The organism is Microbacterium sp. E-13, from assembly GCF_049912955.1.
GTDB lineage: Bacteria > Actinomycetota > Actinomycetes > Actinomycetales > Microbacteriaceae > Microbacterium.
Window position 1 is genome coordinate 744,412 of sequence record NZ_CP183973.1, and the last position, 19,720, is coordinate 764,131.

Consider the following 19,720-nt stretch of genomic DNA (forward strand, 5'->3'; position numbering starts at 1 on the left):
TGACATGTCTCGAATCGGTCGCCTTCCGATCGACATCCCCGCCGGCGTGACCATCTCGGTCGCGGGCCAGGATGTCGCCGTCAAGGGTCCCAAAGGCGAGCTCACGCTCACCGTGGCCCGTCCCATCGAAGTCAAGGTCGAGGACAGCCAGGTCGTCGTGACCCGTCCCGATGACGAGCGCGCTTCGCGTTCGCTCCACGGCCTGACCCGCACGCTCATCAACAACAACATCATCGGTGTCACCCAGGGCTACACCAAGGGTCTCGAGGTCGTCGGCACGGGTTACCGCGTCGCGCAGAAGGGCACGGCGGTCGAGTTCGCTCTCGGCTTCTCGCACCCCGTCCTCGTCGAGCCGCCCGCGGGCATCACGCTGACCGTCGAGGGCAACAATAAGCTCACGGTCTCGGGCATCGACAAGCAGGCCGTCGGCGAGGCCGCGGCCAACATCCGCAAGATCCGCAAGCCCGAGCCGTACAAGGGCAAGGGTGTGCGCTACGCCGGCGAGGTCGTTCGGCGCAAGGCCGGAAAGGCTGGTAAGTAACCATGGCTGTGAAGTCGAAGTCCGACGCGCGCGCGCGTCGTCACGCCCGCCTTCGCAAGAAGGTCGTCGGCACCACCGAGCGTCCCCGCCTGGTCGTCACGCGTTCGTCGCGCCACGTGTTCGTTCAGCTCGTCGACGACAGCAAGGGTCACACCGTGGCCTCGGCGTCGACGCTCGAGACCGACCTGCGTGCGACCGACGCTGACAAGACCGCCAAGGCCCGCAAGGTCGGCGAGCTGCTCGCCGAGCGCGCGAAGGCCGCCGGCGTCTCGGACGTCGTGTTCGACCGTGGCGGCAACCGCTACGCCGGCCGTGTCGCGGCGATCGCCGACGGCGCCCGCGAGGGAGGTCTGAACCTGTGAGTGACAACAAGGAGAACATCGTGACCGAGCAGGCTGCTGCCGAGGCCCAGGCCCCGGCTGCGGAAGCGCCCGCCGAGCGCGAGCGCGAGCCGCGCCGCGGTGGTCGCGAGCGCAACCAGACCCGCGGTGACCGCGGGGGTCGTGACCGCAACGAGAGCCAGTTCCTCGAGCGCGTCGTCACCATCAACCGCGTGTCGAAGGTCGTCAAGGGTGGTCGTCGCTTCAGCTTCACCGCGCTCGTCGTCGTCGGCGACGGCAACGGTGTCGTGGGCGTCGGCTACGGCAAGGCGCGCGAGGTGCCCCTGGCGATCTCGAAGGGTGTCGAAGAGGCCAAGCGCAACTTCTTCCGCGTGCCGCGCGTCGGCTCGACCATCCCGCACCCCGTGCAGGGTGAGGCCGCTGCCGGTGTGGTGCTCCTGCGCCCCGCCGCTGCCGGTACCGGTGTCATCGCCGGTGGTCCGGTGCGTGCCGTGCTCGAGTGCGCCGGCATCCATGACGTGCTGTCGAAGTCGCTCGGCTCGTCGAACACGATCAACATCGTCCACGCGACGGTGGAGGCCCTGAAGCAGCTCGAGGAGCCCCGTGCGGTCGCCGCGCGTCGCGGTCTCGACTTCGACCAGGTCGCCCCCGCCCGTCTCGTCCGCGCCGAGGCTGAGGCCGCGGCCGCCGCGAAGGCAGGTGTCTGATGGCTGCGCGCCTGAAGGTTACGCAGGTCAAGTCCAAGGTGAGCGAGAAGCAGAACCAGCGTGACACGCTGCGTTCGCTCGGTCTGAAGCGGATCGGCGACTCCGTCGTCCGTCCCGACGACGCGCAGACGCGCGGTTACGTCCGGACCGTCGCGCACCTCGTGAAGGTTGAGGAGATCGACTGATGGCTGAGAAGGCCGAGAAGAACGAGGCCGTCGAGGAGAAGGCGCCCAAGAAGGCGGCTGCTCCGAAGAAGGCCGCTGCCGGCAAGGCGCCCGCCGCCGCCAAGGCCGACAAGGCTGAGAAGGCTGCCCCGAAGAAGGCTGCTGCCAAGAAGGACGTTCCGGCTTCGCGCCCGGGCGTGCTGAAGGTGCACCACCTTCGTCCGGTTCCGGGCTCGAACACCCCTAAGACCCGCGTGGGTCGCGGTGAGGGCTCGAAGGGCAAGACCGCCGGTCGTGGCACCAAGGGCACGAAGGCCCGCTACCAGGTCAAGGTCGGCTTCGAGGGTGGGCAGATGCCGCTGCACATGCGCACCCCGAAGCTGCGCGGCTTCAAGAACCCGTTCCGCGTCGAGTACCAGGTCGTGAACCTCGACAAGCTCGCGGAGCTGTACCCGGCCGGTGGCGACGTCACCGTGGGCGACCTCGTCGCCAAGGGTGCGGTGCGCAAGAACGAGAAGGTCAAGGTGCTCGGCACCGGCGACATCTCGGTCAAGCTCAATGTGACGGTCGACAAGGTCTCGGCTTCGGCTGAGCAGAAGATCGTCGCCGCGGGCGGCGCCGTCAAGTAATACGCGCACAGTGGGGGTCGGAGCTTGCTCCGGCCCCCACTGGGTTACCCTGGACGACGGCACGTCTGCGTGCCGGCATCCCCTCTGGAGGAATCCTCTTGTTCAGCGCCATCGCGCGGATCTTCCGCACACCCGACCTTCGGCGGAAGATCGCATTCACCCTGGCGATCATCGCCCTGTACCGCTTCGGCGCGCACGTGCCGGCGCCGTTCGTCAATTTCCCGAACGTGCAGTCGTGTCTGCGACAGTCGGCGGGCACCGAGGGACTGCTCTCACTGGTCAACCTGTTCTCGGGCGGGGCCCTCCTGCAGCTGTCGATCTTCGCGCTGGGCGTCATGCCGTACATCACGGCCACGATCATCGTGCAGCTGCTGCGCGTGGTCATCCCGCACTTCGAGACCCTCTACAAGGAAGGTCAGGCGGGTCAGGCGAGGCTGACGCAGTACACGCGCTACCTGACGATCGCGCTCGCCCTCCTCCAGTCGACCACTCTCGTCACCGTGGCCCGCAGCGGTCAGCTGTTCGGCACCACCGGCGTTCCCGAGTGCGAGCAGCTCCTCACCAACGACGTGTGGTGGGCGCAGCTCCTCATGATCATCACGATGACCGCCGGCACCGGCCTCATCATGTGGTTCGCCGAGCTCGTCACCGAGCGCGGCATCGGCAACGGCATGTCGCTGCTCATCTTCACCTCGATCGCCGCAGCCTTCCCCGCCTCCATGTGGGCGATCTGGCAGTCCAAGGGCTTCGAGGTCTTCCTGCTCGTCCTGGCCGTCGGCATCGTCGTCGTCGCGCTCGTGGTCTTCGTCGAGCAGTCCCAGCGCCGCATCCCGGTGCAGTACGCCAAGCGCATGGTGGGCCGTCGCACCTACGGCGGTACCAACACGTACATCCCGATCAAGGTGAACATGGCCGGCGTCGTGCCCGTCATCTTCGCCTCGTCACTTCTGTACATCCCCGCACTCATCGCACAGTTCAACCAGCCGCAGGCGGGCGAAGAGGTTCCCGGCTGGGTGGCGTGGATCCAGCTCTACCTGGTGCGCGGCGACCACCCGCTGTACATGATCCTGTACTTCCTGCTCATCGTCGGGTTCACCTACTTCTACGTCGCGATCACGTTCAACCCGGTCGAGGTCGCCGACAACATGAAGAAGTACGGCGGCTTCATCCCCGGCATCCGCGCGGGCCGCCCGACGGCGGAGTACCTCGACTACGTCCTCACGCGCATCACGCTCCCGGGCTCCATCTACCTGGGTCTGATCGCGCTTCTCCCGCTGATCGCTCTCGCCACGGTCGGCGCCAACCAGAACTTCCCGTTCGGCGGCGCCTCGATCCTCATCATCGTCGGTGTGGGTCTCGAGACCGTGAAGCAGATCGACGCCCAGCTTCAGCAGCGCCACTACGAAGGGCTTCTCCGATGACCCGTCTTCTGATCGTCGGCCCGCAGGGCTCCGGCAAGGGCACGCAGGGTGTCCGCATCGCCGAAGCCTTCGGCATCCCCGCCATCTCGACTGGCGACGTCTTCCGCGCCGCCGTCAAGGACGGCTCCGATCTCGGCGAGCAGGTGAAGGCCATCATCGAGGCCGGCGACCTGGTACCCGACGAGCTCACGAGCGCCGTGGTGCGCGACCGCCTCGCACAGGCGGACGCCGAGGGGGGCTTCCTCCTCGACGGCTACCCCCGCAACATCGTCCAGGTGATGCACCTCGACGAGTTCCTCGAGGGTCGCGACGAGCAGCTCGACGCAGTGATCGAGCTCGTGGTGCCGCGCGATGAGAGCATCGAGCGCATCGCTCGCCGCGCCGCCGAACAGGGCCGCAGCGACGACACCGAAGAGGTCATCGCCAACCGTCTGGCGATCTACGAGCGCGAGACCGCACCGATCCTCGACGTGTACCGCACGCGGACGATCGTCGATCAGATCGACGGCGTCGGCTCGCTCGACGAGATCACGGAGCGCATCGTGGCCGCGCTCGAGGCGCGCGGACTCGTCCGCGACGCCGTCGTCTGATCCCGTGTCGCTGCGCCGATCGATCTACAAGTCGCCCGCCCAGTTGCGGGCGATGGTCGAGCCCGGGCTCATCACGGCCGCGGCCCTGGACGCCGCTCGCAGCCTCGTCGCGCCGGGCGTGACGACCGGCGAGCTGGATGCCGCAGCATCCGCTCTCATCACCGCCCGGGGCGCGAAGTCGAACTTCCAGATGGTGCGCGGGTACCGCCACACGATCTGCTCGTCGGTGAACGAGGAGGTCGTGCACGGCATCCCCGGTGACCGGGTGCTCGCGCCGGGCGACATCCTGTCGATCGACGCCGGCGCCGAGTACAAGGGGTGGAACGGCGACTCCGCCTTCACCGTCGTGCTGCCCGACGAGTCCCGCCCCGATGTCGTCGCCGAGCGGCAGCGGCTGTCGGATGTCACCGAGGGCTCGTTGTGGGCTGGTATCGCGGCGCTGGCGTCGGCGAAGCACATCGGCGAGGTCGGCACGGCGATCCAGGAGTACATCGAGGCGAACTCCCCGGCGTCGGGCACCTACGGCATCCTGCGGGAGTACGTCGGGCACGGAATCGGCCGCAAGATGCACGAGTCGCCGTCGGTGTTCAACTACCGCGTGGCCGATCCCGGGCCCGAGGTGCGTCCCGGGCTGGTGCTCGCGATCGAGCCGATGGTGGTGATCGGCGACCAGACCACGTACATCGAGGACGACGGCTGGACGGTCTCGACCGTCGACGGCACCGCCGGCTCCCACTGGGAGCACAGCGTTGCCGTGCACGATGACGGGATCTGGGTGCTCACGGCACCGGACGGCGGCGCCGCGGGCCTTGCGCCCTTCGGTGTGACACCGCGCGAGATCGCCTAGGAGGCTCGAGATGGCACAGGCAGCACGCAAGACCAACTGGTTCGCGGTGTGGGTGACGGTCGGCGTCGTGGTGGCGCTGGCGCTCGTCGCCGTGCTGGTGGTCACGCTCAACAACGCCGCTGCCCCGAAGCCGCTGCCCACCGAGGTGAACACGCCGTCGTCGGCCGGCATCGAGCCCGAGACCGGAGCGATCCTCGTCGGCGACGGCGAAGACCGGCTCGACACCTACATCGATTTCATGTGTCCCGTCTGCGGCCAGTTCGAGCAGATCTACGGTCCCGAGATCCAGAGCATGGTGGAAGACGGCAGCATCACCCTCGGCATCCATCCGATCTCGATCCTCGATCGCGCGTCGAACGGCACGCAGTACTCCACGCGCTCGGCGAACGCGGCCTACTGCGTCGCGGTGGAAGATCCGGAGGCGTCGCTGCCGTTCCTGCAGGCGATGTTCGAGAACCAGCCGAAGGAGAACTCCTCCGGCCTCTCCAACAGCGAGATCCTCGACATCGCCGCGGGCGTCGGCGTGACGGGCATCGACTCGTGCGTGAACGACGGCACCTACGCGGGCTTCGTGACGTCGATGACCGAGGGGACCCCGATCCAGCCGGGCCAGTCGGGCATCGCCACGCCGACCATCACGGTCAACGGCGACGTCATCTCGAACTCCGACCTCCCTCCGGCCGGCCAGCTCGCGACGCTCTTCCAGTAGCCCCTCCGCCCGCCCTCCGCCGCCCGCCCCTGCGGGGCATGACAGCCGAAGACGGACGGATGCTGCGCCGCGGGCGGGCGGGGGAGCGGCCAGGTTGCCGAGGCTTCCACTATCACGTATGCTTGATCTTTGGTGCGTTGCGCCTTTATTGGCGTGTCGTAGCACCGAATCCCATCCACCGCAGATCGACCGGTCTGCACAACTGTTAGCGAGCGTATGGCGAAGAAAGACGGTGTCATCGAGATCGAGGGCGTCGTGTCCGAAGCACTGCCCAACGCGATGTTCCGCGTTGAGCTGAGCAACGGCCACAAGGTACTCGCCACGATCTCGGGCAAGATGCGGCAGAACTACATCCGCATCATCCCCGAGGACCGCGTCGTCGTGGAGCTGTCGCCCTACGACCTCACCCGCGGCCGCATCGTCTACCGCTACCGCTGAGACCGGTCGAGAAGTAACACCCCGCGCTTCGAGAAGCCCAGCGACCGAAGCGCGCCCGGTGAAGACAGCGAAGAGAAGAAATCATGAAGGTCAACCCCTCCGTCAAGCCCATCTGCGACCACTGCAAGGTCATCCGTCGCCACGGTCGCGTCATGGTCATCTGCAAGTCGAACCCGCGCCACAAGCAGCGCCAGGGCTGACCCTTCGACAGGCCTCACGGACCGCACGGTCGGTGGGCCCGTCGAACCGCAGGATCCACAACTGAACACGAACACAGGCAGCGTCAGAACCTCTCCGGAGGGGACACCTCGGGCTGGAGGCCCGGGCACCGATGCTGCTCCACACCTCCACCTACTCTCAGGAGAAACCGCATGGCACGTCTTGCCGGCGTTGACATCCCGCGCGACAAGCGCGTGGTGATCGCCCTCACGTACATCTACGGCGTCGGCCGTACCCGCTCGAACGAGATCCTCAAGGCGACGGAGATCGACGAGAACATCCGCGTCAAGGACCTCAGCGACGACCAGCTCATCGCCCTCCGCGACTACATCGAAGGCAACTACAAGGTCGAGGGTGATCTCCGCCGTGAGGTTGCCGCCGACATCCGCCGCAAGGTCGAGATCGGCTCCTACGAGGGCCTGCGTCACCGTCGCGGCCTCCCCGTGCGCGGGCAGCGCACCAAGACGAACGCCCGTACCCGCAAGGGCCCGAAGCGCACCGTCGCCGGCAAGAAGAAGGCGCGCTAAGGCGCGGCCCCCAGGGTTTAGGAGAGCAGAGCAATGGCACAGGCCAAGTCCGCCGCGCGCAAGCCGCGCCGCAAGGAGAAGAAGAACATCGCGCTGGGCCAGGCCCACATCAAGTCGACGTTCAACAACACGATCGTCTCGATCACCGACCCGTCGGGCGCCGTCATCAGCTGGGCGTCGTCGGGTGGCGTGGGCTTCAAGGGCTCGCGCAAGTCGACGCCTTACGCCGCCGGCATGGCCGCGGAGTCCGCTGCCCGCCAGGCGCAGGAGCACGGCGTCAAGAAGGTCGACGTCTTCGTGAAGGGTCCCGGCTCGGGCCGCGAGACCGCGATCCGTTCGCTCACGGCCGCAGGCCTCGAGGTCGGCTCGATCCAGGACGTGACGCCGCAGGCCCACAACGGCTGCCGTCCGCCCAAGCGCCGCCGCGTCTGACTTCCCGCCCTTCGGCAGGCTCAGGAACCGAATCGGTCCCCGAGCCTGTCGAAGGGCCACCGCACGCTTAACGGATGCCCCGGTCCGAGGCATCCCGAGTAAAACTCAACACCTCACCCACCGCACGTGTCATATAGCGGGCACGTGATCGAAAGGAACACATAGTGCTCATCGCACAGCGTCCCACTCTGACCGAGGAGAAGGTCGGGGAGTTCCGCAGCCGCTTCATCATCGAGCCCCTGGAGCCCGGCTTCGGCTACACGATCGGCAACGCGCTGCGTCGCAGCCTCCTGTCGTCGATCCCCGGCGCGGCCGTCACGTCGATCCGCATCGACGGCGTCCTCCACGAGTTCAGCACCATCCCGGGTGTGAAGGAGGATGTCACCGAGATCATCCTCAACATCAAGCAGCTGGTCGTCTCCAGCGAGCGCGACGAGCCCATCACCGCGTACCTCCGCAAGACCGGCGCCGGTGAGGTCACCGCCGCCGACATCTCCGCGCCGGCCGGTGTCGAGGTTCACAACCCGGAGCTCGTCATCGCGACGCTCAACGACACCGCCAAGTTCGAGCTCGAGCTCACGATCGAGCGGGGCCGCGGCTACGTCTCGGCGACGCAGAACCGCAACGAGTACGCCGAGGCCGGCCAGATCCCGGTCGACTCGATCTACTCGCCCGTCCTGAAGGTGTCGTACCGTGTCGAGGCCACCCGTGCCGGTGAGCGCACCGACTTCGACAAGCTCGTGCTGGACGTCGAGACGAAGTCCTCGATCGCCCCGCGTGACGCCGTCGCGTCGGCCGGCCGCACGCTGACCGAGCTCTTCGGCCTGGCCCGCGAGCTCAACGTCGAGGCCGAGGGCATCGAGATCGGCCCGGCGCCGGTCGAGACCGTCCTCTCGAACGAGCTGTCGATGCCGATCGAGGACCTCGACCTGTCGGTGCGTTCGTACAACTGCCTCAAGCGCGAGGGCATCAACACCGTGTCGGAGCTCGTCGCCCTCTCGGAGACGCAGCTCATGAACATCCGCAACTTCGGTCAGAAGTCAGTCGACGAGGTGCGCGACAAGCTCGTCTCGCTCGGCCTGTCGCTGAAGGACTCGGTCCCCGGGTTCGACGGCGCGCACTTCTACGGCGGCTACGACGACGAGACCGTGTGATCGGATGCCGGGAGCCCCGGCAACCGTCCCCTCTGACCGACTTTTTCCACTGGAGTAATCAAGAATGCCCAAGCCCACCAAGGGTCCCCGCCTCGGAGGCGGCCCCGCCCACGAGCGCCTGCTGCTTGCAAACCTGGCCGCTGCGCTGTTCACCCACAAGTCGATCAAGACGACCGAGACCAAGGCGAAGCGCCTGCGTCCCCTGGCCGAGCGCCTGATCACGTTCGCCAAGCGCGGCGACCTCCACGCGCGCCGTCGCGTGCTCTCGGTCATCGGTGACAAGGAAGTCGTGCACGTCCTGTTCACCGAGATCGCACCGCTGGTCGCGGACCGTGAGGGCGGTTACACGCGCATCACCAAGGTCGGCAACCGCAAGGGCGACAACGCACCCATGGCCGTCATCGAGCTCGTCCTCGAGCCCGTGACGAAGAAGCCGTCGGCCAAGAAGTCCGCTGCGAAGACCGCTCCGGTCGCCGACGAGGCTCCGGTCGAGGAGACCCCCGCCGAGGAGACCCCCGCTGAGGACGAGGCCGCCGAGGCCGGCGCCGAGTCGCAGGAGGAGGGTGCTGCCGCCGAGGCCACCGCCGAAGAGGCCGTCGAGGCTCCCGCCGAGGCGAAGGCCGAGTAAGCGGATCCGCCGGGCGTCGCCGCCCGGCACCCTGGCATCGCGAGACCCGCCACCCGTCGAGGGTGGCGGGTCTTGCTGTGTATCAGGCTGCCCGGAGCGGCCTCTATGCCTCACGCAGGCCGAGCGCTACTCTGGGCCCAACCTCGGCGCGCCGGGGCGGTTTGGGGATGCTTCCAGCGCCGCTGTCCGGCGTACGAGGGGAGAGAGCGTGTCCGGATCGGAGACGCCCGTGTCGACGGAGTGGGTGGGGGTGCCCCGCGCCCGAGCGCGGGCGGGGCTGTCGATCTACTCGATCCTGCTCATCATGCTGCTGTCGGTGAGCGTGCTGTCGAGCATCGTCGTCGGCATCATCGGGTACGTCAACGGCACGGAGGCGCTGCGCGCCATCGCCTACGAGAAGCTCGTCGAGATCCGCGAGAACCGCGCCCGCGAGGTATCGCAGCTGTTCCGCTCCATCGAGAACTCCGTGCGCCTGTCGGCGCTCAACGACACCAGCAAGGCCGCCGTGCGCGCCTTCAGCCAGGGGTTCGCGGAGCTGAACCAGCGGGAGACGGATGCCGCGGCATCCGCTGCGGTGGATGACTACTATCGCGAGACCTTCGCCGCCGACCTGGAGGAGGCGACCGGCGAAGACGTCGACGGGTCGGCTTTCGCGCCGCGCGGCGCGGCCCAGACGTACCTGCAGTACCACTACGTGATCCCGTACGAGGACTGGGAGACCGCGATCCTCGACGACGACGCCGGCGACGGCAGTGCATGGTCGGCGGCGCACGCCCGGTACCACGAGTACTACCGCGCGATGACGCAGCTGCAGGAGTACGAGGACGTGCTCATGCTCGACACCGAGGGCAACGTCGTCTACACCGCCTACAAAGGCGTCGACCTCGGCACCAACCTGTTCGATGGGCCCTACCGGCTCTCGAACCTCGCGACCGCGTACCGCGAGGCGATGGACCGCAACATCGTCGGCGATGTCGTGCTGGCGGACTTCGCCGCCTACGGGCCCAGCCTCGGGGCGCCGGCCGGCTGGGCCGTCGTGCCCATCGCCGATGACGGCGAAGTGCTCGGGGCGCTCGCGATCGAGTTGCCCATCGAGCGCATCGATGACGTCATGACCGTTGCGGGCGAGTGGCAGCTGAACGGCCTCGGCGCGACCGGGGAGACCTACCTGGTGGGTGAGGACGGCACGATGCGGTCGGTCTCGCGTGCGCTGCTGGACGACGCGGAATCGTACGAGAAGGATGCTGTGGCCGCAGGTCTCGCCCCGGCTGCTGCGGCGCTGAGCGTGCACAACGGCAATACGTTGCTGCACCAGGCCATCGCCGGCAGGGCGGTGACCAGGGCCATGGCGGGGGACTCCGGAACGCTGCTCGAGAGCGACTACCTCGGCCGACCGAGCCTCACGGCGTATGCGCCGCTCGCTCTCGACGGCCTGGAATGGGTGATCGTGGCGCAGGAGACCGAGAAAGAGGCCATGGTCCCGGTCGAGGACTTCACTCGCAACCTCATCCTGTCGACGGCGGCGATGATCATCTTCGTCTGCATGCTGTCGCTGATCCTCGCTCAGGTGTTCGTGCGACCGCTGCGCCGGCTCAAGACCGCGGCTCAGCGCATCGCGGCCGGCGACGAGGGCGTTCAGGTCGACGCGGGCTCGAGCGACGAGCTCGCCGACGTCGCGAACGCCTTCAACGACATGAGCCACAGCCTGCAGGTGAAGTCGCACCTCATCGCCCAGCAGGAGAAGGCGAACGAAGACCTCATCCTCTCTTTCATGCCCGAGGGGATGGCCAGCCGCTACAAGCACGGCGATGAGGCCATCACGCAGGACAGCGACGACGTCACCGTCGTCTTCGCCGACATCGTCGGCTTCGAGGCGCTCGCGCTCTCGATGTCGTCGGACGAGGCGGTCGCGCGCCTGAACGATCTCATCCGCGCGTTCGACGAGGCCGCCGAGCGGCACGGCGTCGACCGCGTGCGCACGACCCGGCAGAGCTACCTCGCCAGCTGCGGTCTCGCTGTCCCGCGCGTGGACAACGCGCGGCGTGCCGTCGAGTTCGCGCTCGAGCTCGACACCATCCTCGAGCGCTACTCGGCGCAGCAGGGTGTGGCGCTGACGCTCCGCGCCGGCCTGGACTCGGGCAAGGTCACGAGCGGACTCATCGGTCGCGCACGGGTCGTCTACGACATGTGGGGGGATGCCGTGAACCTGGCGTTCCGCGTGCAGGGCGACTCCGACGAGCCCGGCATCTACATCACCCAGCGCGTCGCCGAACGCGTGCCCGACTCCATCACGGTGGTCCCGGCGGGCGAGATCGAGACGCAGAGCGGCGGACAGCGCGTGTGGAGGGTCGAGGCCCCGACCGCCGTCGTGTCCGGTACTGCGTCGACGGGGGTGTAGGTGTCGGACATCGTCTCGCAGCCCTGGTTCTGGCCCGCCGTCATCGTCTCGGTGGGGCTGCCCCTTGCGCTCATCGGACTCACGGAGTTCTACAACGCGCTCGCCCGCCGGGGCAGCCGCGCAGCGCCCATCGTGCTGATGGTGCGCAACTACCTCGTGCCCGTCGCGGGCGTGCTCGTGCTGCTCAGCCAGCCGGGTGCGTGGGAAGGGTCGGGCACGTGGCCCAAGGTCGTGTGGACGATCTTCGGCCTGCTGGTCATCGTCGTCACCATCAACGCCGTCAACCACCTGGTGTTCCACCGCGCTGAGAAGGGCTCGTGGCGCGACCGCTTCCCCACCATCTTCAGCGACCTCATCCGGTTCGTGTTCATCGTGCTGGGGATCGCGGCGGTCTTCTGGTGGGTGTGGGATGCCGACGTCGCGGGCGTCTTCGCCGCGCTCGGCATCACGTCGATCGTGGTGGGCCTTGCGCTGCAGAACGCGGTGGGCTCGATCGTGTCGGGCCTGTTCCTCGTCTTCGAGGCGCCCTTCGAGCTCGGGGACTGGATCGAGACCGCCGGCGCCCGCGGGCAGATCGTCGAGGTGAACTGGCGCGCCGTGCACCTCGAGACCGGCAACGGCACGCTCGTCATCCCGACGGCCGAGCTCGCGGGCGCGTCGTTCGTGAACCTGTCCCGCAACCCGCAGCCCTACGCTGCGACGCTCCAGGTCGAGTTCGGCAGCGACGACCCGCCCGGTCGCGTGCGGGAGCTGCTCGTGGAGGTGGCCCGCGACATCCCTCTTCTGGCGCCGGGTGCCGAGCCGGTCGCGACGACCCTCGGGGGCTCCCGCTACGAGGTGGCCATTCCGCTGCGGACGCCCGGTGACCGGGTGGACGCCCTCGACGCGTTCGCGACGCGGCTCTGGTATGCCGCGCGTCGCGCCGATCTGCACCTCGACGGCGACCTCACCGACGAGTGGCGCACCCCTGCGCGGCTGCAGGACGCTCTCCGCCAGATCGCGCCCGCGCTCAGCCTCTCGCCCGGGGAGTCGGACGCGCTCGCCGCCCACGCGCGGCTGGAGCGGTACTGCGCGGGCGAGTCGCTCCTGCGGCCCGGCGTCGTGCCGCTCGAGACGCGGTTCATCCTGGCGGGCAAGGTGATGCTCGGCATCCCGACCGACGACGACGGCTTCGTGCAGGTCGGCACGCTGGGTGCCGGCGATCCCATCGGCCTCACCGCCCTGTCGCGCACGCAGACCATCTCGCGTGCCCTGGCGACGACGGAGGTGGACGTCGTCGTGGTGCCGGTCGCGGCACTCGACGACATCGTGCGCGCTCACCCGGTCGTCGCACGCGAGATCGTGCGCGAGAGCGAGAACCGGGTGCGGCAGGCGGGTGCGGCACTGGCGGCCGTGGGCCAGTCGATACCCCGGGGTCGCTTCGTCGTCGGGTAGTCGCCGCCTAGGCTGGAGCGCGTGCGCATCCGGCTCGACATCGCCTACGACGGCACGCATTTTCGCGGGTGGGCGCGGCAGCCGGGCCTGCGCACGGTGCAGGAGACGCTCGAGTCCGCGCTGGCACGCGTGGTCGGCGGCGACCCCCGGCTCGTCGTGGCGGGTCGCACCGACGCCGGCGTCCACGCGACCGGCCAGGTGGCCCACGTCGACCTCGACGAGAGCCAATGGCAGCGCGTGCTCGCGCGGCACGCGCGCCCCGGAGCCGCCACGCAGACCGAGGCCGATCGCGCCGCCGCACTCGCCGCCCGCATGACGGGCGTGGTGGGCGCCTACTCCGATGTCGCCGTACGCGGGTCGCGCGTCGCTCCGGAAGGCTTCGACGCCCGGTTCTCCGCGGTGTGGCGCCGCTACGAGTACCGCATCGGCGACACGCTCACGGGGTACGACCCGCTCGAGCGTCATCGCACGACCGCCGTGCGAGCATCCCTCGATGCGGAGGCGATGGATGCCGCGGCCCGCGCCCTGATCGGGCTGCATGACTTCGCGGCCTACTGCAAGCCGCGCGAAGAGGCCACGACCATCCGCACGCTGCTCGAGTTCGACTGGCACCGCGACGACCTCGGCGTGCTGGTCGCGAACGTCAAGGCGGATGCCTTCTGCCACAGCATGGTGCGCGCGCTCGTCGGGGCCTGCGTCGCCGTGGGCGAGGGGCGCCTCGAGGTCGACGACGTCGTCGACATCCGGGATGCGCAGGAGCGCGTGCCCGAGGTGAAGGTGCTCGCCGCGCGCGGGCTCACGCTCACCGAGGTCGGGTATCCCGCGGACGACCTGCTGGCACGACGTGCCGATCAGACGCGCGCCCGCCGCGATCGCGAGTAGCGGGCGCGGCGCGGACGGCGACCGGCACGGTCACGGGTGCTCTGAGCGGCTGATCAGCCTCTCCACAACGGTCGCACCGACCCGTTCCCATCGGTCGCCGCCCTTCTCGCTGGCGAGCGCCGCCGCTTCCCGGCCGGTGTAGACCAGCGCGTCGAGGTCGTAGCCGAGCACCGAGGCAGGCGCCCAGCCGGCGCTCGCGGTCGGCCTGATCGGAAGCGCGCCGTGCACATCGATGCGGGTCACCCGTTCGAGGATCGTCCGCAGCAGCTCGCGAACGACGGCGTCCGGCCGCGGCACGAGCACCACCACGGCTCCCGCGGTGGGTGCGCCCACGTCGGCCTCGGCGGGGAACACCTGCCGGACCTCCTCCTCGAGCCGCTCCGACAGATTCGCGAAGGCGGATGCTCCGGCAGTCTGCCGGATGTCGGCGGCATCGTCCAGGCGAAGGTAGACGACCGACCACGGGTCGCCGGCCTTCTCCGCCCGCATGAGCCGGTCCCACGCGGTCCGCTCGAACTGCTGCCAGGCGGTCGAGTTCGTCGCGGAGCGACCGAGGCCGCTGTCTCGTGCGGCACAGCCGACCACGGCGATCAGGGCGCAGGCGACGTAGGCCAGCATCCCGACCGACGAGATCACGCGAAGGAGTTCGAAGTCGTCGCCGCCCGACGGCGGGAAGGCGACCCCGGCGACCAGGGTGGCGGTGCCGGTGACCGCGAAGGCGATCGACATGACGACCATCGGCAGCAGCAGCCGATCGGCACGGCGACTGGCTGCCCGGGCCCAATCGAGCACGAAGAGACCGGCGAAGACGGATGCTGCGAAGAAGACCGTGCGGTAGGCCACCGTGAACCACACCGGGCCGTCGACGGTCGCGAGGATCAGCGCCGCGCCCGCGGCCAGAGCGCCGCCCGCCCACGCGTGCGGTCGCAGTCCCCATGACGCCCGGAACCCCGACCACAGAAGCGCGGGTGCCCCCATCAGCGCGCCGAGCGATGCCCGCCGCAACGTCTCGAGACCCGTGACATCGCCGGCCACGACCCCGTAGGTCGCGAGCATCGCGAGCGTGAACGCCAGGCTCCAGTAGAGGGTCGGCAGCCCCGGCTTCACGAGGAACGCCACGCCGATGGTGAGCATCGTCGCCAGCGTCGTGATCACGGCCTGCGCCACGCCGAGGTTGAGCCCCGAGTCCGCGAGGAGGTCGGTCATGCGCGTCCTTCCGTGACGGGATGGCCCTCGGCGCCGGCCGGCGCCGGCGCGGCCGAGGTTCCGGCGAGCGGAAGGCGGATGGTCACCGTGGTCCCGATGCCGGCCAGGCTGTCGACCGAGAGGGTGCCGCCGTGCGCGATCACGATGTCGTTGCTGATGCCGAGGCCGAGCCCGCTCCCGCCGCTCTTCTTCCTGGCCTCTTCGGTGCGGAAGTAGGGCGTCAGGATGTTCGGCAGGTCGTCGGCGCCGATGCCGATGCCGGTGTCGGAGATCGTCAGCGCGACGCTGCCGGCCTCCCGCTCGCCGGCGATATGGACGCGGCCGTCGCGCGGCGTGTACTTGATCGCGTTGCTCACGACGTTGTCGACGACCTGGCGCAGCCGGAAGCCGTCGGCGGTGACGGGCAGTGGCTCATCCGCGCGGACCTCGATGGAGACGTCGTTGGACGCCGCGGTCGGTTCGAACGACGCCACCGATTCGAGCAGGATCCGACGCAGGTCGATGTCGTCGACCTCGTCGCGACCGGAGAAGCCTCGGCGCGAGGTCGACACGAGACCCTCCGTCATCTTCAGCATGCGCTCGCTCGCCGAGATGATCGTCTCGAAGCGGCCACGCGTTCGCGGTGTGAGGTCGTCCAGTTCGAGGGCCAGTTCGGCGTTGCCGATCATGACCGTCAGCGGGTGCTTGAGCTCGTGCGATGCCATCGCGGTGAATCGCTCACGCTCCCTCTGGGCGTAGGTGAGGGCGGTCACGTCGTGGACGAGGAGCAGGGTGCTCGACTCCTCGTCGCCGCGCGCCGCCAGCCGTTTCGCCGTCACCGAAAGCGCACGCCACTCGCCGGCCGCCGTGAACAGCCACACCGAGGCATCCGTGAAGGTCTCGCCGCGCGCTGCGCGCGAGTAGGGGCGCGCGGAGTACGGCACGGGCATTCCCCGGAGGCCGGTGTACTCGACCGACTGCGCCGGCAGCGTGGGATCGAGCGGGTCCAGGCCGTAGAGCCTGGAGTACGCGTCGTTCACGGCGAGGAGCGTGCCGCCCTCCGAGATGCGCGCGATCCCGGTGTCGACGCCGTTGAGGATCTCCATCGTGCGACGCTCCTGGTCGGACCGGCGGGCGAGCGTCGCCGTGAGGCGTCCGGCCTGGCGATGCAGCAGGCGACGGAGCGACTTCGTCCTCCGCAGCGCGGTGTGCGCGGTGATGCCGATGAGCGTCAGCGACAGCAGCACGACGAAGACGCGCAGCGCGGCGCCCTCGCCGGGGGAGAGGGCGGCGTCCGTGAGCAGGATGAGCCCGATGATGGCCAGCATCGCGCCGAGGGCCGTGGCGCGGAAGTGCATCGCGACCCACATCACCGGGAATCCCCACAGGAACCCGAGACGGAGGTCGGTGCCGCTGGCGAGGAGGCCGATGGCCACGGCATCGACGAAGGGCACGGCGAGCACCAGGTGCTTGGGAAGGCGCGCCCACGGCAGCGCCAGCGTCATGAGCGTGACGATCACGATGACGAGGGTGCCGACCAGGAAGTTCCAGCGGCCGAACAGCGCCGGTCTCAGCGCCATCACGAGGATCGCGGTGATGAGCACGCTGGCCGCGAGCACGAGCTGCGTGAGCCAGATCGACCGGGTGCGCGCGTCAGGTGTTCCCACGGCGAGCATCGATCGTGCCGCCGCGGTAGCCATGTGGCGATTCTATTGACCCGGCCACGCGCCGAATCCGCACGCGGCGGGATGGGCGGCAAACGCTCCCTTGCGGACGTCTTGCGCAAACCTTGCGGATGCTCTCATCCATCCTCGGGAACGTCTTGCGGTCGCAGGTGCAAGCTGGACTCGTTCGAAGGCGAGGACTGGGATCGCCGAAGCATCGAGATCTTCTGGCCCGTCACCCGAAGGCGGGCCGGAACTGGGGAAGCGCCACGGCTGGGGAGCACGGCGCAAAGGGGGAGGAAGCGGTGGGCCCGGCTGGGGAGACGGGCACTCCGCGCGCCGCAAGCAGGCATCCGCTCGTCTGGGGGCGAGCGGATGCCTCTTGCACTGTGGGTTCACCCCTCGGATGTCAGGCGGTAACCGACGCCGCGCACGGTCTCGATGTAGCGGGGGCTGGCCGCGCTCTCGCCGAGCTTGCGCCGCAGGTTGGTCATGTGGGCCTCCACGGCTCGCTTGTCGGCATCCCCGACGAAGGAGCTCGTGACGTAGGAATCGCCCCGCAGCACCAGCGTCAGATCCGCCTTGCTGCGCACACGGCGCTTGGACTCGAGCAGGGTGGCGAGCAGGTCGAACTCGGTGCGGGTGAGCTCGAGCTCATCGCCGTCGATGAGGGCGATGCGGTTCTCCGGGTGCAGCCTCAGGTCGCGGTGAAGGAGCCATTCGCCGTCGCCATCGACGAAGGGGACGGATGCCGCCTCCATCGGCAGCCCATCGGCCGGAGCGGGCATCGGCGGCACGCCGCCGTCGGGTGCGGCGGCCGCGATCGACGCGGTGGTGGGTTCCACGCCGGGAGACCCGGGTCCCGCGCTGCCCTGCGCGGGTGCGGCCGGCGTCGCCGGCACCTCGCCCGCCGGACGCGAACGGCGCATGAGCGCCTCCACCCGCGCGCGGAGCTCGCGGGGCCGGAAGGGCTTGGCGAGGTACTCGTCGGCGCCGGCGCCCAGGCCGGCGATCACGTCGGCCTCGTCGTTCAGCCCGGTCAGCATGATGATGAAGGTGTCGGACTGGGCACGGATGCGCTTGGCCGCCTCGATGCCGTCGATGCCGGGCATGTTCACGTCGATCGTCGTCAGCACCGGCTGGTAGGTGAGCACGGCCCGCACGCCGTCGATGCCGTTGCCGACCGAGACCGTCGAGAACCCCGAGGACTCGAGGACCTCGGCCAGGATGTGCCGGATCTCCGCGTCGTCCTCGATGATGACGGCTGTCTTCAGCTCCTCAGAAGGGGTCGTCATGCTGGGCTGCGTCCTCTCTCGGACGGTCGGTTCGAACCTGCACGGGTGACCGACCCCAGCCGCGGCCCCACACGCAAGCACTCAGCGCTGTGACACGCGCTGAGTACCTCGATGCTACACACGGCAGGCAGCTGTACAAGTCGAGAAGAGACCTCACGTCTCTTCACCTCGGCAGTCGCCGTCGCGCGCGCTCAGGCCGTGCGGGGCCGTGCTGCGCCGAGTCGCACCGCGGGCGCTGCGCGCCGCGCCGTGGCCCGGGGAGTGCGCCCGCGCGACGCGGTCGTGGAGCCGACCAGCTCGAGCAGTGCGGCGGCCAGCGGGCTCGCCGAGGCGGCCTCGGACTCGAACGCCTCCGCGACGACCGTGGCGGCACGCTCGAACTCGAGGGCCTTGTCGACGGCGGCCCGGCGCTCCGCGACCACACGGTCGGCGGCGGCGTACTCGGCGCGCAGGCGCTCGCGCTCGGACTCGTGGAGCCCCGGCCGACGTGCGGTGCGCTCGAGCGCCTCGCCGGCGCGCGACCGCGCGACGACGCTCAGGCGCAGCTCGCGCTCGGCCGTGGCGCGCGTGGCCCGGCTCGCAGCGAGCGCCTCGGTGAGCTCGGCGCGGACGGCTCCGGCGGATGCGGATGCGGACATGGGACCCTCCTGTGGTCTTCGAGGCTCGCGATCGGGGTGCCGCGAACCGGGGCACACCACTTCAGAGCGGCAGCATCCGGATTTCGTACATGCGGGTGTGACCTTCCTGTCAAGGCCATCCTTCGGCGAGGTCGGCGGCATAGGCTGGGGCTCGCCATGAAGGTCATCTCGTACAACCTGCGGAAGCACCGGGCAGCAGGCGAACTCGCCCACCTGGTGGAGCGGTACGGCGCCGACGTGCTGTGCTTGCAGGAGGCCGACACCAGCGACATCCCGGACGAGATCTCGGGGTTGCGGCTCGCTGACTCCACCCAGCGCAATCGGCTCGGCCTCGCCGTGTACTACCGCGAGAACACCTACCGCGCCGTGGAGGTGCGGGCGCTGGCCCTCAAGAAGTCGCTGCACGATCGCGTGCTGAAGCCGGCCGAGGAACGGCTGCTGGGCGTGCGGCTGCACGATATCGACGAGAACATCGACATCATCGTCGCGTCGTTCCACGCCGCCCCGCTCACGGCCCTCAACTCGCTCCGGCGTCACCAGATCCGCACGGCGCTCGGCGAGCTGCAGCAGCTCGGCGAAGGACTGCCCGCGCTGATGGTGGGGGATTACAACTACCCCGTGTTCAAGGAGCGCCTCGGCCAGCACGTGCGCGAGCAGGGGTACGAGCTCAACCTCAGCGACTCGCGCACGTACACGCGCTATCGCTTCTTCCGCGGGCACTACGACTTCGCCACGTCGGTCGGCTTCGAGATCGATCGGGTGCGAACCCTTCCGCAAGGTCTGAGCGATCACCTGCCCATCCTCGTGACGGCGCACGCCGCCGCCGGCGCGCGCCGGGTGGTCGAGATCCCCGAGCCCGAGTCCGGTGCCGCGTAGG

Annotated in this window: 23 protein-coding genes; 19 read left to right on the top strand and 4 right to left on the bottom strand. The window is 69.2% G+C overall.

The features are described 5' to 3' along the window. Positions 1-4: 4 nt before the first annotated feature. From rplF to truA, 18 genes are all read left to right on the top strand, one after another. On the top strand, positions 5-541 hold the full coding sequence (rplF, locus tag ACN9MP_RS03360; protein WP_426323916.1) for a 50S ribosomal protein L6: 537 nt from the start codon (positions 5-7) through the stop codon (positions 539-541). 2 nt (positions 542-543) lie between these two features. Further along, on the top strand, positions 544-903 hold the full coding sequence (gene rplR, locus ACN9MP_RS03365) for a 50S ribosomal protein L18 (RefSeq protein WP_116194488.1): 360 nt from the start codon (positions 544-546) through the stop codon (positions 901-903). Positions 904-923: 20 nt separating this feature from the next. After that, the gene (rpsE, locus tag ACN9MP_RS03370; RefSeq protein WP_426323917.1) at positions 924-1,589 is read left to right on the top strand and encodes a 30S ribosomal protein S5; all 666 of its coding nucleotides are present in this window, start codon (positions 924-926) and stop codon (positions 1,587-1,589) included. Further along, entirely contained in the window at positions 1,589-1,774 is a 186-nt protein-coding gene (rpmD, locus tag ACN9MP_RS03375) for a 50S ribosomal protein L30 (protein ID WP_018171461.1), read from the top strand. The genes rpsE and rpmD overlap by 1 nt, the downstream gene beginning before the upstream one ends. Beyond that, positions 1,774-2,382, top strand: a complete 609-nt coding sequence (gene rplO, locus ACN9MP_RS03380) for a 50S ribosomal protein L15 (RefSeq protein WP_426323918.1) — start codon at positions 1,774-1,776, stop codon at positions 2,380-2,382. The genes rpmD and rplO overlap by 1 nt, the downstream gene beginning before the upstream one ends. A 98-nt stretch (positions 2,383-2,480) precedes the next feature. Further along, on the top strand, positions 2,481-3,803 hold the full coding sequence (gene secY / locus ACN9MP_RS03385) for a preprotein translocase subunit SecY (protein ID WP_426323919.1): 1,323 nt from the start codon (positions 2,481-2,483) through the stop codon (positions 3,801-3,803). Beyond that, positions 3,800-4,393 carry an adenylate kinase gene (locus ACN9MP_RS03390; RefSeq protein ID WP_426323920.1) on the top strand — a complete coding sequence of 198 codons (594 nt, stop codon included), beginning with the start codon at positions 3,800-3,802 and terminating at the stop codon, positions 4,391-4,393. Before secY ends, ACN9MP_RS03390 begins: the two co-directional genes overlap by 4 nt. 4 nt (positions 4,394-4,397) lie before the next feature. Further along, positions 4,398-5,240, top strand: a complete 843-nt coding sequence (map, locus tag ACN9MP_RS03395; protein WP_426323921.1) for a type I methionyl aminopeptidase — start codon at positions 4,398-4,400, stop codon at positions 5,238-5,240. Between the two features lie 10 nt (positions 5,241-5,250). Then, positions 5,251-5,949, top strand: a complete 699-nt coding sequence (locus tag ACN9MP_RS03400) for a DsbA family protein (RefSeq protein ID WP_426323922.1) — start codon at positions 5,251-5,253, stop codon at positions 5,947-5,949. Between the two features lie 216 nt (positions 5,950-6,165). Then, positions 6,166-6,387: a translation initiation factor IF-1 gene (gene infA, locus ACN9MP_RS03405; RefSeq protein ID WP_018171468.1), complete on the top strand. Its 222-nt coding sequence runs from the start codon at positions 6,166-6,168 to the stop codon at positions 6,385-6,387. An 83-nt stretch (positions 6,388-6,470) separates the two neighbouring features. Beyond that, positions 6,471-6,587: a 50S ribosomal protein L36 gene (gene rpmJ / locus ACN9MP_RS03410; protein WP_005050492.1), complete on the top strand. Its 117-nt coding sequence runs from the start codon at positions 6,471-6,473 to the stop codon at positions 6,585-6,587. A 171-nt stretch (positions 6,588-6,758) separates the two neighbouring features. Further along, complete coding sequence (gene rpsM / locus ACN9MP_RS03415) at positions 6,759-7,133, top strand: 30S ribosomal protein S13 (RefSeq protein ID WP_336398091.1); 375 nt, start codon at positions 6,759-6,761, stop codon at positions 7,131-7,133. Positions 7,134-7,166: 33 nt separating this feature from the next. After that, complete coding sequence (gene rpsK, locus ACN9MP_RS03420; protein ID WP_018171470.1) at positions 7,167-7,565, top strand: 30S ribosomal protein S11; 399 nt, start codon at positions 7,167-7,169, stop codon at positions 7,563-7,565. Positions 7,566-7,729: 164 nt separating this feature from the next. Further along, positions 7,730-8,719 (top strand): DNA-directed RNA polymerase subunit alpha, encoded by a 990-nt coding sequence (locus ACN9MP_RS03425; protein ID WP_363429855.1) that lies wholly within the window; start codon positions 7,730-7,732, stop codon positions 8,717-8,719. A 64-nt stretch (positions 8,720-8,783) separates the two neighbouring features. Further along, on the top strand, positions 8,784-9,347 hold the full coding sequence (rplQ, locus tag ACN9MP_RS03430; protein WP_426323923.1) for a 50S ribosomal protein L17: 564 nt from the start codon (positions 8,784-8,786) through the stop codon (positions 9,345-9,347). 208 nt (positions 9,348-9,555) lie between these two features. Next, positions 9,556-11,745 (top strand): adenylate/guanylate cyclase domain-containing protein, encoded by a 2,190-nt coding sequence (locus ACN9MP_RS03435; RefSeq protein WP_426323924.1) that lies wholly within the window; start codon positions 9,556-9,558, stop codon positions 11,743-11,745. Next, positions 11,746-13,179 carry a mechanosensitive ion channel domain-containing protein gene (locus ACN9MP_RS03440; RefSeq protein WP_426323925.1) on the top strand — a complete coding sequence of 478 codons (1,434 nt, stop codon included), beginning with the start codon at positions 11,746-11,748 and terminating at the stop codon, positions 13,177-13,179. It abuts the gene before it with no gap. Between the two features lie 21 nt (positions 13,180-13,200). Beyond that, positions 13,201-14,061: a tRNA pseudouridine(38-40) synthase TruA gene (gene truA / locus ACN9MP_RS03445; RefSeq protein ID WP_426323926.1), complete on the top strand. Its 861-nt coding sequence runs from the start codon at positions 13,201-13,203 to the stop codon at positions 14,059-14,061. 30 nt (positions 14,062-14,091) lie between these two features. Here truA and ACN9MP_RS03450 read toward each other — a convergent pair whose 3' ends face one another. The 4 genes from ACN9MP_RS03450 to ACN9MP_RS03465 form a co-directional block, all read right to left on the bottom strand. After that, entirely contained in the window at positions 14,092-15,267 is a 1,176-nt protein-coding gene (locus ACN9MP_RS03450; RefSeq protein ID WP_426323927.1) for a hypothetical protein, read from the bottom strand. After that, positions 15,264-16,946, bottom strand: a complete 1,683-nt coding sequence (locus ACN9MP_RS03455; protein ID WP_426323928.1) for an ATP-binding protein — start codon at positions 16,944-16,946, stop codon at positions 15,264-15,266. The genes ACN9MP_RS03450 and ACN9MP_RS03455 overlap by 4 nt, the downstream gene beginning before the upstream one ends. A gap of 359 nt (positions 16,947-17,305) precedes the next feature. After that, positions 17,306-18,205: a response regulator gene (locus ACN9MP_RS03460; RefSeq protein WP_426323929.1), complete on the bottom strand. Its 900-nt coding sequence runs from the start codon at positions 18,203-18,205 to the stop codon at positions 17,306-17,308. A gap of 191 nt (positions 18,206-18,396) precedes the next feature. Continuing rightward, positions 18,397-18,843, bottom strand: coding sequence for a hypothetical protein (locus ACN9MP_RS03465; RefSeq protein ID WP_426323930.1), 447 nt, complete (start codon positions 18,841-18,843; stop codon positions 18,397-18,399). 156 nt (positions 18,844-18,999) lie between these two features. On the opposite strand from ACN9MP_RS03465, the gene ACN9MP_RS03470 reads away from it, so the two are divergent. Beyond that, positions 19,000-19,719: an endonuclease/exonuclease/phosphatase family protein gene (locus ACN9MP_RS03470; protein WP_426323931.1), complete on the top strand. Its 720-nt coding sequence runs from the start codon at positions 19,000-19,002 to the stop codon at positions 19,717-19,719. Position 19,720 lies beyond the last annotated feature (1 nt).

What these genes read in the sequence shown, in the direction of transcription:
- ACN9MP_RS03470 (WP_426323931.1), top strand. Translation starts at nt 19,000, where the DNA reads ATGAAGGTCATCTCGTACAACCTGCGGAAGCACCGGGCAGCAGGCGAA.
- rpmJ (WP_005050492.1), top strand. Translation starts at nt 6,471, where the DNA reads ATGAAGGTCAACCCCTCCGTCAAGCCCATCTGCGACCACTGCAAGGTC.
- ACN9MP_RS03450 (WP_426323927.1), bottom strand. Translation starts at nt 15,267, where the DNA reads ATGACCGACCTCCTCGCGGACTCGGGGCTCAACCTCGGCGTGGCGCAG.
- rplR (WP_116194488.1), top strand. Translation starts at nt 544, where the DNA reads ATGGCTGTGAAGTCGAAGTCCGACGCGCGCGCGCGTCGTCACGCCCGC.
- infA (WP_018171468.1), top strand. Translation starts at nt 6,166, where the DNA reads ATGGCGAAGAAAGACGGTGTCATCGAGATCGAGGGCGTCGTGTCCGAA.
- rplO (WP_426323918.1), top strand. Translation starts at nt 1,774, where the DNA reads ATGGCTGAGAAGGCCGAGAAGAACGAGGCCGTCGAGGAGAAGGCGCCC.
- rplF (WP_426323916.1), top strand. Translation starts at nt 5, where the DNA reads ATGTCTCGAATCGGTCGCCTTCCGATCGACATCCCCGCCGGCGTGACC.
- ACN9MP_RS03390 (WP_426323920.1), top strand. Translation starts at nt 3,800, where the DNA reads ATGACCCGTCTTCTGATCGTCGGCCCGCAGGGCTCCGGCAAGGGCACG.
- ACN9MP_RS03465 (WP_426323930.1), bottom strand. Translation starts at nt 18,843, where the DNA reads ATGTCCGCATCCGCATCCGCCGGAGCCGTCCGCGCCGAGCTCACCGAG.
- ACN9MP_RS03400 (WP_426323922.1), top strand. Translation starts at nt 5,251, where the DNA reads ATGGCACAGGCAGCACGCAAGACCAACTGGTTCGCGGTGTGGGTGACG.
- ACN9MP_RS03455 (WP_426323928.1), bottom strand. Translation starts at nt 16,946, where the DNA reads ATGGCTACCGCGGCGGCACGATCGATGCTCGCCGTGGGAACACCTGAC.
- rpsM (WP_336398091.1), top strand. Translation starts at nt 6,759, where the DNA reads ATGGCACGTCTTGCCGGCGTTGACATCCCGCGCGACAAGCGCGTGGTG.
- rplQ (WP_426323923.1), top strand. Translation starts at nt 8,784, where the DNA reads ATGCCCAAGCCCACCAAGGGTCCCCGCCTCGGAGGCGGCCCCGCCCAC.
- rpmD (WP_018171461.1), top strand. Translation starts at nt 1,589, where the DNA reads ATGGCTGCGCGCCTGAAGGTTACGCAGGTCAAGTCCAAGGTGAGCGAG.
- ACN9MP_RS03460 (WP_426323929.1), bottom strand. Translation starts at nt 18,205, where the DNA reads ATGACGACCCCTTCTGAGGAGCTGAAGACAGCCGTCATCATCGAGGAC.
- rpsK (WP_018171470.1), top strand. Translation starts at nt 7,167, where the DNA reads ATGGCACAGGCCAAGTCCGCCGCGCGCAAGCCGCGCCGCAAGGAGAAG.